Source organism: Streptomyces flavusporus, from assembly GCF_046267975.1.
Classification (GTDB): domain Bacteria; phylum Actinomycetota; class Actinomycetes; order Streptomycetales; family Streptomycetaceae; genus Streptomyces; species Streptomyces flavusporus.
Genome location: NZ_CP176503.1, coordinates 4,519,214 through 4,532,724 on the forward strand (window position 1 = coordinate 4,519,214; position 13,511 = coordinate 4,532,724).

Annotated in this window: 10 protein-coding genes; 7 read left to right on the plus strand and 3 right to left on the minus strand. The window is 70.2% G+C overall.

What is annotated here, in order from left to right; genetic code table 11:
• Positions 1–64: 64 nt before the first annotated feature.
• The 3 genes from ACKTSN_RS21395 to ACKTSN_RS21405 form a co-directional block, all read right to left on the minus strand.
• Positions 65–1,582: a LacI family DNA-binding transcriptional regulator gene (locus tag ACKTSN_RS21395; protein ID WP_409470582.1), complete on the minus strand. Its 1,518-nt coding sequence runs from the start codon at positions 1,580–1,582 to the stop codon at positions 65–67.
• A 27-nt stretch (positions 1,583–1,609) separates the two neighbouring features.
• Positions 1,610–1,984 (minus strand): helix-turn-helix domain-containing protein, encoded by a 375-nt coding sequence (locus ACKTSN_RS21400; RefSeq protein WP_409470583.1) that lies wholly within the window; start codon positions 1,982–1,984, stop codon positions 1,610–1,612.
• A gap of 128 nt (positions 1,985–2,112) precedes the next feature.
• The gene (locus tag ACKTSN_RS21405) at positions 2,113–2,631 is read right to left on the minus strand and encodes a helix-turn-helix domain-containing protein (RefSeq protein ID WP_409470584.1); all 519 of its coding nucleotides are present in this window, start codon (positions 2,629–2,631) and stop codon (positions 2,113–2,115) included.
• A 292-nt stretch (positions 2,632–2,923) separates the two neighbouring features.
• On the opposite strand from ACKTSN_RS21405, the gene ACKTSN_RS21410 reads away from it, so the two are divergent.
• The 7 genes from ACKTSN_RS21410 (at position 2,924) to haaT (ending at position 13,392) form a co-directional block, all read left to right on the plus strand.
• Entirely contained in the window at positions 2,924–4,456 is a 1,533-nt protein-coding gene (locus ACKTSN_RS21410; RefSeq protein WP_409470585.1) for a DnaB-like helicase N-terminal domain-containing protein, read from the plus strand.
• A 382-nt stretch (positions 4,457–4,838) separates the two neighbouring features.
• Positions 4,839–5,828, plus strand: coding sequence for a DUF2637 domain-containing protein (locus ACKTSN_RS21415; protein WP_409470586.1), 990 nt, complete (start codon positions 4,839–4,841; stop codon positions 5,826–5,828).
• Positions 5,829–5,954: 126 nt separating this feature from the next.
• Positions 5,955–6,557 carry a plasmid mobilization relaxosome protein MobC gene (gene mobC, locus ACKTSN_RS21420; protein WP_409470587.1) on the plus strand — a complete coding sequence of 201 codons (603 nt, stop codon included), beginning with the start codon at positions 5,955–5,957 and terminating at the stop codon, positions 6,555–6,557.
• 4 nt (positions 6,558–6,561) lie between these two features.
• On the plus strand, positions 6,562–8,232 hold the full coding sequence (locus ACKTSN_RS21425) for a mobilization protein (RefSeq protein ID WP_409470588.1): 1,671 nt from the start codon (positions 6,562–6,564) through the stop codon (positions 8,230–8,232).
• A 163-nt stretch (positions 8,233–8,395) separates the two neighbouring features.
• Positions 8,396–8,659, plus strand: coding sequence for a DUF5958 family protein (locus tag ACKTSN_RS21430; RefSeq protein ID WP_409474887.1), 264 nt, complete (start codon positions 8,396–8,398; stop codon positions 8,657–8,659).
• Positions 8,619–10,388, plus strand: coding sequence for a hypothetical protein (locus ACKTSN_RS21435; protein WP_409470589.1), 1,770 nt, complete (start codon positions 8,619–8,621; stop codon positions 10,386–10,388). Before ACKTSN_RS21430 ends, ACKTSN_RS21435 begins: the two co-directional genes overlap by 41 nt.
• A 247-nt stretch (positions 10,389–10,635) precedes the next feature.
• Positions 10,636–13,392: a cyclophane-containing RiPP biosynthesis TPR protein HaaT gene (gene haaT, locus ACKTSN_RS21440; RefSeq protein WP_409470590.1), complete on the plus strand. Its 2,757-nt coding sequence runs from the start codon at positions 10,636–10,638 to the stop codon at positions 13,390–13,392.
• Positions 13,393–13,511 lie beyond the last annotated feature (119 nt).

Here is a 13,511-nt window from a genome sequence, read left to right on the forward strand (position 1 = left end):
CCAGGGCCTCGACCATGTTCTGGTCGAGGCCCTCTCACCGCATCGTATGCACCCTCGTCTTCGGCTACTCCACCGCTTCACGGCGCGCTCGCAACAACGTGTCGAGGACACTCACTGGCGAGCGTGCGCTCATTGTCAAGCGGGCATCGAGCGCTGCCTCCCACTGCTCGGTTAGGCCAGCCATGAGGCGCTTGCGCATGCCAGGGGTGACGTGCGCGTAGCGCGCCGAGACCGAGCCGTCGATGTGGCCCATACGTTCGTCCATGAGCACCTTCTCGGTGCCGAGGTCCTCCATCACGGTCCGGTGGGTGTGGCGAAGGCCGTGGGGCGTGAAGCCCTTGGCGATCGGGAGCCAGCAGGCGTCGGCCCGGTCACTGGCGCCACGTCCTCTGGCCGGGACACCAGGCCACGGCTCGCCGAGCAGCGGGACGGGGCGGGCCTCCTGTGGTGCCTTCTTTGGGTACCAGCCGGAGACCGCCGGAGTGAACAGCCACGTCGCAAACCCGTTTCGACGCCAGTGGGCGGCGTGCTCCGCCACCACGCCACCCCGCACGAAGCCAAGGTCCTCGATGGCCTGCTCCACCCTCATCCGCCTGGCTTCGGTGACGCGGTCAGGGTGGTTGAGGACGTTGGACACCGTGCCCGTGGAGACTTCGGCACGGCGTGCGACGTCGACGAGCTTCCCGCCCTGGTGGCCGCCGGTGCGGGCCGCGCCCTGTCCCCGGAAGACGTAGGTCTTGCCGTGACACGGGCAAGGTTTCGGCTTCGTACGGGCGACATGGTTGGCGACCAAGGCCGACAGCCAGTCCATCGCGTAGATGGTGCGGTAGCTGTCGTCCTTGGGCGGGCAGCGCACGAGCTCGCCTGTGTCGAGTTCGTACAGCTGCCACTCGACGCGGATGGAGCCGGGGCGCGCGAACTCCGTCTCCAAGCCGACGATTTCGCCCCAGCGCATGCCGGTGTATCCCTTGAGGACGACGGCGACGAACTCGTCGTCGCGGCCGGAGAGCAGGGCGGCCCGTTCGGCGGTCAGCAGGATGCCGAGCGGGTCGGTGACGACCTTCTCCGGGCCGCGGTCGCGGGAGCGGCCGGCGCGCTTGCCGCGCCCGCGACGTCGGGCGGCCGGGTTGGACGTAATCAGCCCCTCGTCGATCGCGTCCTCGAAGATCAGATGGAGCGTCGAGCGCCAGGTCTTGACGCTCGAGGCCGCGTACGCGGCCTTCTCCTTCTTCTCCCACAAGTCGACGTCCGTGCGCAGGATGCCGGCGAGCGCCTTGTCCTCAAAGTCGGGGAGCAGGTGCTCCTCGATGTGGCGTTTGTAGTTCTGCATGGTCGAGGCGGCCAGGTCCTGGGCCTCGTACCAGCGGTTCGCGTACTCTCCGAAGGTCTCCTGGCCGAGTGACGGGTCGCGCCAGTCGCCGCGCCGGTACTTGTTCTCGGCCTCGCTCGCGGCGCGCTGGGCCTCGCCCTTGGTGGCGAACCTGATCGCCTTGCCGTTGTCGTCGACCACCGTGAGGTGCTTGCCGGGCGCGGTCTTGTACCGGCCGCGCCAGTAGTTTCCGCGCTTCTCCGCGAAACCCACGTGTACTTCCCCTTCCCCGTCGTCGTCCTAAGCGGCGGTCCCGAACTGGCCCTGGCGTGCTCGGCGCGGTGGCCGGGCACGCAGGCGAGACGTGGGCACGGCAGTCGGCGGGGAGGGCTGAGGAGTTGGCGGCTTGGGAGCGCGAGCCGCCGCCGGGTGCTGCTGCGGCGAGGCAGGACGGGCCTCGTTCATGCGGATGATCTCCGCGAGGTGCTCACCGGTGAAGCGGTAGGCGCGGCCTACGCGCGTGAAGGGGATGAGCCGTCGGCGGGCACGGTCCTTGACCCACCAGGCGGAGCAGCCGAGGACGGCGGCGACCTCCTCCGGGACGTAGAGGCGTGGCAGGGCGGCCTCCGAGTGCGGAGCCGCTGTGGAGGCAGGGGGTATTGCGGGTTGGCGCAAGGGGTGGGTCCTCTTCTGGCGGGCGTGGGTGCGGCAACACCGGACCGCCGGTCGATCGCTGGGGATGGGGTGAGGTGCCCGTCCTGGGGGTTTGCGGGCCCAGGACGGAGTGGAGAGAGGGATGGAGGCTATGCCTCGTCGGAGGTGTCGGCCTCGTCTTGGCGCTCGGCGGACGGCGGTCCGTAAGCCTCCAGCAGATGCTTGGCGGACGCCTCGGCCATGGCGTTGGAGACCATCACGTCCGCTTCCTCGCGGATGTCGGGATGTTCGGCGAGGTAGGCGTCCAGGGCGTCGCGCGCCTGGGTGTAGGCGGCGTTGGCGCACTGGGTCTCGCGGAACGCGTCCACGACGGCGTCGATGAGTTCCATGGCGCGGGCCTGGGCGGCGAGTTGCGGGGGGCCGACGAGGTTGCGCAGGTCGATGCCGAAGACCTCGGCGAACCCGATGGCCTCGTCGAGGTTGATGCGGCGCTTGCCGTTCTCGATGCGCCAGACGGCCGACGGGTTCATCTCGAAGCCGGCCTCGTTCAGGCGGTCGGACAGGGCGTTGGTGCTCCAGCCGCGCGCCTCTCGCTCCAGCTTGATGCGCACCGCGACGTTCGCCTCGCCGCTGAGCAGCACGCCCTGTGGGGCGTCGTCGTCTGCCACGGCCACCTCCTTCCGTTCGTAACAAGGCACTGCCTTTTGCAGCGACCCCTAAAGAGTAGCATCCGTTCTGCGAGATGCAGAACACTTCTGCGATCGGCAATTCCTGTGGCATAGTGGTAGCCCCACCCCCATCAGCCCGAGGAGCCTGCGCGACCCACCCCATGTAGCGCCGCATGCAAAAAGCCCCCGGCTGTCACCGGGGGCCAAGCGCAAACCTCTCAACCGCCATCCCTAGCGATCGACCCGCGTGGCCGGGATTGCCGTCCCGTATGGCCCGCGAGCAGAGGAGCTGATGCCCAGTATGACCGATGCCCAGCCGAGTACGCCATCCCGCTCCATGGACTTCCACGCGTCAGCGCCGGACAGGCCCTCGCAGCCTTTCAACGTGGAGGCCGAGCGCGCGGTGCTCGGCGCGTGCATGCACGACTGCGACGTCATCGACGTTGTCCGGCCGATCCTGGGCGACGATGCCTTCTACAGGCCCGCGCACGAGACGGTCTGGCGTGCGCTGCTCGCCCTGCACCGCGAGGGCAGGCCGACCGATCCGATCGTGCTGGCCGAGATGCTCCAGCAGCAGGGGGACCTTCAGCGTGTCGGTGGCGCCAGCTACCTTCACCAGCTCGCCGGCGCCCTCTACGACAGCAGCAGCGCGGAGCACCACGCGGAGATCATCCGCGAAAAGGCGGACCTGCGCCGCCTGCTCGCCTCCGCCGTACGGACCGTCCAGCGCGCCCAGGAACCGGGCGCCGACCCCGACGAGATACGCAGCGAGATCGAAGCGGAGATGCGCGCCGAGCGCGAGCGCGCACTCGCCTCGGGACAGGGACGTCTGAACCGCTTCGCCACCGACGGGTGGACCTTCGTCACGGAGACCGGCGCGGACGCCGAGCCCCTGTGGGGAACGCGCGACAAGACGGTCTGGGCGCCGGGCGAGAGCCTGATGATCGTCGGCGCACCCGGGGTCGGTAAGACCACCCTGGCCCACCAGGTGGTCTTCGCCCGCCTGGGCCTCACGGAGACGGTCCTGGAGATGCCGGTCGCCCCCAGCAGGCGGGTGCTCTACCTGGCCATGGACCGCCCCAAGCAGATCGCCAAGGCCATGGCCCGCCGGGTCTTCGACGCCGACGAGAAGATCCTGCGCGAGGGGCTCGTCGTCTGGCAGGGCCCGCTGCCCGCCAGCCTGGACAAGGAGCCCGACCTCCTCGCGGATCTCGCCGCCGCCCACCGGGCTGACACGATCGTGATCGACAGCCTCAAGGACGCGGTGAGCACGATGGTCGACGACAGCCTCGCCGTCGCCTTCCACAACGCCCGCAACCGCGCCCTGCGAGGCGGTGTGGAGATCCTGGAGCTGCACCACCAGCGCAAGGCCACCGCCGACGCCCCGCGCGGCCAGCGCCCCAGCCTGGACCAGGTCTACGGCTCCACCTGGTACGTCTCCGGCGCAGGCAGCGTCCTGTTCGTCACCGGCAAGGCCGGCGACCCCGCCGTCACCCTGCACCACCTCAAGACCCCCACCGGGGAGATCGGCCCGCTGGATGTCACCCACGATCACGTGCGCGGCACCACCACGGTCGACCCCACCAAGGACCCCGCCGTCCTGCTCCGCAACTCCCCAGGCGGCCTGACCGCCCGAGAGCTGGCAGCGACCCTGATCGGCGGGGGCGACCCCGACCGCGCCGACGTGGAGAAGGCACGCCGCCACCTGGCCCGCCTCGTCGACAGCGGCCTGGCCACCAGGGCCGACGGCGTCGCCGGAGGAGCCGGAGGCGGACAGCAGACCCGCTACTACGCCTCCGCACGCCACCTCACCGCCGTCGGCTGAACCCCCTCTCGGCCCGCGCGAAGCGATCACGCGACCGTACACGCGGCCCTCACGCGGACACCGGGCCGTGAACCGCTCACAGCGCTCACGCTCATCGCGAAACCGCAGGTCAAGCGATCACGCGAGCGTCCACGCCGTACACGCACGCAAGCGATCACGCGCGGGGCCCCCTTTAGAAGGGGGCCCGCGTGTACGCCCCCTGCGTGAACGCCCCTCACTCGCACGCCACAAGCCCCACCGCACCACCCTGGAGCCCGCCCTTGCACTCCCCTGCCCCGAGCGCGCCGGCAGCCATACGCGGCGGCCGCAGCAGCCGCGCCGGTATCGCCCGGCTCCCGCTCACCCCGGCCGCCGAGCACAGGCACCCGCTGGGGGTCGTCGCGTGAACCGAAAGGGACGCATCATCCTCGTCTTCGGCCTGGTGGCCGTCGTCCTCATGGCCTTCCGGGTCTCGTGGAACGCGCTGTCCGACGTGGCCCGCGCCATCGGCGCCGACTCCACCGCCGCCCTGCTCTACCCGATCGTCGTCGACGGGCTGATGGCCCTCGCACTGGTCGCCACACTCGTGCTGACCGGTACCGACCGCAAGTTCGCGCTGCGGGTCCTGGCGACCTACACGATCGCCAGCCTCCTGTTGAACTACGTGCACGGCCTCATACCGGCCCTGCACACCACGTCGACGCACTGGGGCCGACTGGCCGACTGGGACCCAGCGAACTGGGCCCTCGTACTGCTGGCGACCTCGCTCCCGGTCGGGTCGATCTACTTCGGGTCGGACCTCGTGGCGAAGGTGCTGCACCACAACCCCGAGTCGGCCGACTCCGCCGAAGCAGCCTCTGCCCAATCGGTGAGTCGACAAGCTGAGGAGCAGGCCGCACGGTCGAGGTCTGACCAGGCCGAATCGGCCCCCGAGCAGCCGACCGAGTCGACCCCCGTGAGGGTCGCCGAGGTGCCCGTGACGAGGCCGACCGAGGCCGACGAGTCGGCCCTCGCTACCCGACCGCCCCGGTCGGCCGCCGCGGGGAAGTCGACCGGAGCCGCCCCACGTCGGGCGACCGGTCGGGTCCCCGGCACCGCCAAGTCGACCGCCGACCGCACGCGCGCCCGGACCGACGCCGAAGTCCTCGACGAGGCCCGACTCCTGACCGCCGACTGGAGCGACGACCGGCTGACCGCCGAGCGTCTGCGCAGCGAACTACGGATCGGGCAGAAACGCGCCCGCGCCCTGCGCGACCAGTTGCATGCCGAGCGCACCGGCCAGACCGAGCCCGTCACGTACGACGGCTTCGAGTCCGAGCCAGTCGACGGCCACGACGAAGCCGCCTCCCCGCGGCAGAAGGGCCTCGAAACAGCCGCCGTCGGCACCGCCTGACCCTCGCAAGCGAACCAATCGCCGCACCCTGCGCGGGCTCGCCCCGTGCCCGCGCAGACGAGCGCGGGACAGAGGGGCCACACGCAGCGAAGTCCCCGGCACCAACACCCCACGGAGAAACGATCCATGCATGACCCGCACCACGAACTCGCCATCCCCCAGCTGGAGATGGCCACCGGTCTGAACAGCACAGCAAGTTGTCGGGTAAGGAGTCCTTACCCGGTCCCCGCCCCGGGGGAGGCGGAGACATCCGGCGCAGGGGCGGCGGAGTCGGCCGGCCCGGGGGGACCGACCAAGACAGGGGGCGAGACCACGTCGTCGACGCAACCCGTTCAGCCGTCCGCTCCGCGTCGCCGACTGCGTCAGCCGCGCCTGCGTGAGCACCGTGCCCATCCCCGCTACAGCGACAGCGAGTTCGCCGAACTCGCACGTGCCGCCGACGTCAGCCGTATGCCGATCGGCGGCTACGTCGCCGAGGCATCGCTGGCCGCCGCCCGCGCCGAGGACCCATCGGCCGCGGTCGCCGACTACCGCGCCATGGTCAAGTCGTTGATGGCCGCCAACCGGCAGCTCGGCGGGGTCGGCAACAACCTCAACCAGCTCACGTGGCACCTCAACAAGGACGGCGCCTGGCCCCAGCCCGACGCCGTCCTCCGTCTCCTCCAGCGCATCGAAGCGGCCATCGCCGCCGTCGACACCGCAGTCGCCCAGGTCGTAGAGGGGCGGTGAGCCGGTGATACCGAAAATCATCCTTGGCAAGGGCGACACCCGCCGCCTGATCGCCTACCTCTTCGGCAAGGGCACCGCCAACGAACACGTTGACCCGCACCTGGTGGCGTCCTGGAACGGCTTCGCCCCCGACCCCGGCCGCAGTCCTCACCGCGCCCCCAAGGAGGCGGAGAAGCAGCTCCACACCCAGCTCGACCAGCCGGTGGCCATGCTCGGCCGCCGGGCACCCCAGACCACGGTCTGGCACTGCCCGGTCCGCGCCGCCCCCGAGGACCCCATCCTGTCCGACGCCCAGTGGGCAGAGATCGCCCGCCGGATCGTGGCCGCCGCCGGCATCGCCCCCACCGGGGACACGGAAGCCTGCCGCTGGGTGGCCGTACGGCACGCCGACGACCACATCCACATCGCCGCCACCCTGGTCCGCCAAGACGGCCGCCGCCCTCGGCGGGACTACGACATCCGCGCCGTGCAGAGGGAAGCCCGCAAGATCGAAATCGACTACGGGCTCCGCCGGTTGAAGCCGGGCGACGGCACCGCCGCCAAACGCCCCACCAGCAAGGAGCACTTCAAGGCCAAGCGCCTGGGCCAGGACGCCACCTCCCGCGAGATCCTGCGCCTGCGGGTCCGCCGCGCGATGGCAGCCGCCTCAACCGAGGCCGAGTTCTTCGCCCTGCTGGAGGCGACCGGCGTGACTGTGCGCCTCAAGCTCGGCCCTTCCGGCGATGCGCTCGGCTGCAACTTCGCCTTGCCCGGCGACACCAACGACAAGGGCGAGCCCGTGTTCTACGCCGGTTCCACCCTCGCCGGCGACCTCTCCCTGCCCAAGATCCGCCAACGCATCGCCACCACCACTCCCGAACCGGTGGCCATCCGACCGGGCAACCCCTGGCACCAGGCCACCGCCGCCACCGAACGCATCCCCCGCCACCTCACCCGCAGTGACGACGAAGCGGCCCAGGGCCAGCTGGCCGCGCTTGGCGGAGCGCTCGACCTGCTCCCGCTCACCGCCCCCACCACAGCGAGGGCCGAACTCGAACGAGCCGCCCTTGCCTTCGAGCGTGCCACCCGTTCCCGCATCGCTGCCGACCATGCCAGTGCTGGTGTCCTGCGCCGCAGCGTCCAGGCGATCTGGAAGGACCCCGCGCGGCATGGGGACGGTGCCGGGCTGGCGATGCTGCTGGACGTCGCGCTCACCGCGGTCGCCTACGCGATGCACTGGCACCGCACCCGCCAGCACGCCCAGCAGCAGGCGGCAGCCGAGCAGACCCTCATCCACCTGCAGGCCGCGTACGCGCAGATCACCGGAACGGTCCTGGCCGGCCTCGCCAGCCGGGCACCCAGCCCGCAGACCAAACGCCGCTACGCCCACCGGCTCCAGCAGGCGGTCCCCGAGCATGCCGAGCGCATCCTGGCCGACTCCGCCTGGGACGCCCTTGCCGCCGTGCTCGCCGAGGCGGAAGCAGCCGGGCACAACGCGACCGCGATCCTCGACCGGGCCCTCGGCCAGCGCACGCTGGACGACGCCCACAGCCCCGCGCGGGCACTGACCTGGCGCATCCGCCGCCTCGGCGAACGCCACGCGCCCGGCCCACGAGCCCAAGCAGCCAACGCCAGCCACGCCGCAGCGCACCCCGCCGCTCCACGCCCGCAGGAACCGCAGACGCGGCGGCGCTGAACACCCCTACGCCCGGCCGCCACCATCAGCGACGTCCTCGTAAGGCGCTTCCGCAGTACCCACCTGCCCACCCCGGAAAACCCCCAGGACACGCCCTCCCGACCCAAGCACCGCGCCCCGCCCTCAGCGCCCGCCGCGTGATCCGCGAATGACGCCGCTCGTCATGCCCCCAGCACTAATTCGGCTTCTGGTATGCCTGCTTGGAGTGGCCGACAAGCACCGCAGAGAGCGGTTCTGCGCCGCCGGGTGCACCCATGCCTGGCATCAGCCAGTGCGGAATCAATCCGGCGGATTCGGGCTGAACCGCAGGGCGTTGAGCCGTAGACTTCGGCATTCAACGCCGACGAAGTCCGGCCGTTGCGCGCGCCCGCGGGGGAGGAGATCGCATGCAGGACCCTTCGGACTCGAAGGAGATCGCCGAGCCTGAGGAGAACGGCCGGAGCAATACCGCCGATTCACCAGTTGTGGACGATCCGACGTCCAACTCGGACATCGACTCGACCACGGCGTCGACGGTCCTGGTGGAGGTGCTCCCAGGGGTGGCTGTCGTCGCCGGTGAGGTCCCGCCGGAGCTGAAGCCCGATCTGATCGACTTCGGGATCGTGCCGGCTGCCGACCGCAAGCAGATCTCAGCGATCCTCGCCTCGATCGGGAACGCGGCGACCGTGGTCGGCAATCTCGGAAACGCGTTCGCCGGCGTGCAGGGGCTCTACAGGATCGACGCCACGACACAGGCCCTGCTGAACAGCGGCGCGACGCTCGCCGTCAAGGACGGCGGGAACCTCGGAGCGGTGATGGTTCCTGGCCGCTTCCTGCGTCAGGCCCGCTTCTACTCCGTGAATGCGGCGGGCAAGGCGCAGACCGCAGCCTCGATCGGGCCTGCGCTGGCCATGGTCGGCCTTCAGATGATGTTGAGTGAGGTCTCGGGCCTCGTCAGGACCAACCTCGCGGTGACAAGTCAGGTCCTCACCGCCATCCGCAAGGATCAGTGGGCTGAACTGACGGGGCTCGTCGCCGCCATCGATCGCGCGGTCGACCAGGCGCGAGAGATCGAATCGGTCCCGACGTCCTTGTGGGAGGACGTCGCGGGCAGTGGAGCGCTGCTGCAGAAGCAGCTTGAGCTCTACCAGGGGAACGCTCGCGACCACGTCAGGCAGATCGGTCGGGCCGACGCACGCAGCCACCGTGAATATCTGCAGACGAACGCCGAGGCGATCGCCTTCGACGCCTACGCCCTCCTGTCCTCCCTCAAGGCATGGACCGGGTATCACGCGCTCCGCGCCGCAAGGGCGAGAGCCGCTGGACGCGAAGACGCCGCCGAGGCGCAGTACGCCGAGGTCATCGCGCGCGACACCCGCGCGGAGTTCGACTCCGCTCTCGCCGAGTCGACGAGCCTCGTCGACGCGCTGACGCGGGAGCTGCGGATCACCGCCGAACTCCCCGGCCCCGACACATGGCCGCTACCGGGGAAGCGGAAGGACGTGAAGGCAGCCCGCGAAACCTCCGCCCGTCTTCTGGAAACGATCGAGCCTCTTGCCAACGCTCTCCGTCCGCCGGCCCCTCCGCTTGAGGCTCCGGGCGTCGTCTGCGCACCCGAATCGCTGGATCCCGAGCCGTACCTTCGTATCCTGCGATGGCTCCTCGAGGACGGTGAGACCCTACGTGTCCTCGGCTTCCCCGACCAGGTCGATGCCCTCGGCCCCATTTCTGCGATCGTCGGCGGAGCGAAGGAGAGGTTGGCGGTAGCAAGGGACAAGGCTGCGGCAAAGACACTGGTCGCCGTCACGGATCGCCGCATCATGACGGCCAAGACGAACGCATTCCTTGAGCAAGCCGAGATCCGGCAAGACATCCCTACTAACCAAGTGCGATACGTCCGAGCAACGACCACACAGGACAAAAGCGCGCGCTTGGCGATCGACCTCATCACGCGCGACGAGAACATCCGGTGGCTCTTTCACGCTGACATGGACAACACTCAAGTGGGCGCGCTCGCCGCCGTGCTTGCCGAGTCGATGACGATCCCGGACGTTGAACGCGATGAGCTGCAACGGCGACGCTACGCCCCCATCGAGGCGGGCAAGAAGAGCGAGAGTGCTGGCACGAGGTCTACCGAACCGGCTGAACCCGAGGCCACGACCTGCGATGCCGAGTAGGCCCCGAGCCGATTGACCAGTTCGTGGCTGGGGCCGATAGGGAAGCGGTCACCGCGCCTTGCGGAAGCTGGTGCACGCCGTGGCTCAGACGCGCCCTTGACCAAGGTCTACGAGGATTGTTCCGTTAGGGAAGTTGGGCGTTCTACTCGGGGGTTGCCTTCGTGACCAGGTCGGTTGGCAGTGCGTGGTGTCTCATCAGCGGCACCAGGCAGGAATCGGCCGTTCCCTCGGCTGCCGGGGCCTCCGTATGAGACTCCGGCGCGGGATCGCGATCGCCGTCGTCGCCGGAGGCGGCGCTGTGACCACCATGCTGGTCGGGCTCGTCACGAACGCCGTGTCCGATGAGTCGCGGTGGCCCGGCTGGCTGGGGTGGTTACAGGAGCACGCCTGGTTCTCGTTCGTCGCGTTGGGGGCGGCGATGGCGGGGCTGACGGCCCTGCTCGCCGGGCTCTCCGAGACGCGGCCGCCCACCCCTCCGGGACGACCGGAGGATGGAGCGGGGCCACCGGGGGCCGCCCAGGTGCTGCGTTCGTTGCCGCGCGACACCGCCGCGTTCACCGACCGGGCCACAGAGCTGGAGCGGCTGGTGGGCTCGGTTCGGACTTCACAGGAGCGTGGCGAGGGGCTGCCCGTTCACGTGATCGACGGCATGCCCGGCGTCGGGAAGACCACCTTCGCCGTGCACGCCGGCCACCTGCTCTCGGAGCGGTTCCCCGACGGACAGCTCTTCGTGAACCTCAACGGGCACACGCCGGGGCGTACTCCGGTACAGGCCGGCGAGGCGCTCGCCTCGCTTCTCGCGGCTGCCGGCGTGCCGACGCAGCAGATTCCCGTCGGTGACGACGTCGGAGCCGTCACGGAGGCTCGGGCCGCCATGTGGCGGAGCAGGCTGGCGGACAAGAAGGCACTGCTGATTCTCGACAACGCGGCCAGCTACCGGCAACTGGAGCCGCTGCTCCCCGGTGGGAGCGGGTGCCTGGTGTTGGTGACCAGCCGCAAGCGACTGGTGGCGAACGAGGAGGTGGTCATGTCGGTGGACGCGCTGCCGCCGGATCACGCTGTCGAGCTCTTCGTGCGGCTCAGTGGTCGGCCGGCCGACGCTCTCGGCCGGGATGTGGTGGAGGAGCTCGTGCGGCTGTGCGGGTGTCTGCCGCTGGGGGTATCGCTTCTCGCGGCACGGCTACGGCACCATCCGTCCTGGACCGCCGAGGACCTGCGCGGGCGGCTGGTGGCGGCGCGGGACCGGTTGGGGGAGCTGCACGCCGGAGAACGAGCCGTCGCCGCGACGTTCGATCTCTCCTACCGGGATCTCGCGCCGGAGAGGCAGCGCTTCTTCCGACACCTCGGCTTCTTCCCGGGCACCGATCTCGACCCGCACGTCGGTGCGGCTCTTGGTGAGGTCTCGGTCGTGGTGGCCCGTCGGCATCTTGAGGCGCTCTACGACGACCACCTGATCGATGAGCAACCAGGGAGTCGCTACCGGCTGCACGATCTCTTGCGCGACTACGCTCGCGGTCTCGCCGCCGAGGGAGAGGGCATGGACCACGTACAGGCCGTCCGGCGTGTGTGCACCTACTACCTGGCCGCTCTCGCCGTCGCTAACGGGCACATCGTGCGCAGCGGAGCCGCGGTGCCACCGGCGCCGGACGACACCTCGCGGGTGGAGACCCCGGCCTTGGAGTCGCGGGCGGATGCCCTGAGCTGGCTGGAGACAGAGCGGGCCAACGTGCTGGCCTGTGTCCGGCGAGCGAACGGCCTCGACCTGTACGACCTCGTGGTCCGGCTCGCCGCGGCCATGGCGCCCTTCCTGCGCCAGGCTGGCCCCTGGGACCAGGCCGTCGGGCTGCATCGGACCGCCGCCGAGGCCGCCCGCCACACCGGCGACCAGCGGGCGCAGGGTGATGCCCTCGCCGAGCTGGGTGTCGTACGCCGCTTCACGGCTTCCTACCCACAGGCGATCGAGGCCCTGAACGACGCCGTGACGGCGTACGACGCGGTCGACGACCGGCGCGGCAAGGCGGACGCGCTCAACCAGCTCGGCATCGTCTGGTACCTGACCGCGGACAACGAGGACGCGGCCCGCGCCCAGACCGAGGCCCTCGCCCTCTACCGTGAGCTGGGGGACCGGCTCGGACAGGCGAACGCGCTCGCGGATCTCGGCATGACACACCGGCAGATGAGCCGGTTCGACGCGGCGGTAGAGGCGCAGAGCGAGGCCCTGGCGATCTACCGAGAACTCGGTGACCGGTACGGGGAGGCGAACTCCCTGCGGGACCTGGGTGTCGCGCACTGCCTCATGGGCGCGTACGACCTGGCCGCGCGGCATCACCAGGAAGCGTTCGACATCTACCTGGAGCTGGACGACCGTGTGCACCAGGCTTACGCGCTGAACGAATTGGGCGTCGTCCGACGGCTGACCGCGGACATCGAGGGAGCGCGGACGGCACACAACCAGGCCATGACGCACTTCACCGAGCTCGGTGAACGGTTCGGCCGCGCGACCAGCGTCCGCCACCTTGGCGTCGTGGAGCGTGTGACCGGGGATGCGACACAGGCGATCCGGCTTCTGGAGGAGGCCCTGGACGCCTACCGCGAGCTCGGCAGCCGCGGGGGTGAGGCCGCCTCGCTGAGCGAGCTGGGCGTGGCACGCGGCATCGTCGGTGAGCGAGACGGTGCGATCGAGGCGTTCCAACGCGGTTTGGAGATTCTGCGGGACCTGGGCGACCGGTGCGGCGAGGCAGAGGTACTGAACCACTGGGGGACGCTGCTGTTCACCTCCGATGAACCGCCGGCCGCCCGTCGGCACTTCGATCAGGCGCTCATGCTCGCGCGGGACATCCGCTGCCCGCTGGAGGAGGCGCGGGCGCTGGAGGGCATCGGCCGCTGCGACTGGACGATTGACGGGCCTGGTCACGGCGTGGACTCGCTGCGAGCCGCCGTGACCGTGTACCGGCGGTTAGGAGTGAGCGCGTCCGTGGACGACATCGAACGGTTGCTGGTGTAGCGGTCCGGCTGACGCCGACCGGGTGGCCGAATTTCCTGTCCCAGGAGGGTGGTTGAGGATGCTACGTTTCCGGCTGATCTGTCGCTTCAGCCCCGTCGCACCGTGCCGCCTCCGGCACG

Coding starts and splice junctions, on each gene's coding strand:
- ACKTSN_RS21410 (WP_409470585.1), top strand. CDS start 2,924: ATGCCCAGTATGACCGATGCCCAGCCGAGTACGCCATCCCGCTCCATG.
- mobC (WP_409470587.1), top strand. CDS start 5,955: ATGCATGACCCGCACCACGAACTCGCCATCCCCCAGCTGGAGATGGCC.
- ACKTSN_RS21430 (WP_409474887.1), top strand. CDS start 8,396: ATGCCCCCAGCACTAATTCGGCTTCTGGTATGCCTGCTTGGAGTGGCC.
- ACKTSN_RS21435 (WP_409470589.1), top strand. CDS start 8,619: ATGCAGGACCCTTCGGACTCGAAGGAGATCGCCGAGCCTGAGGAGAAC.
- haaT (WP_409470590.1), top strand. CDS start 10,636: ATGAGACTCCGGCGCGGGATCGCGATCGCCGTCGTCGCCGGAGGCGGC.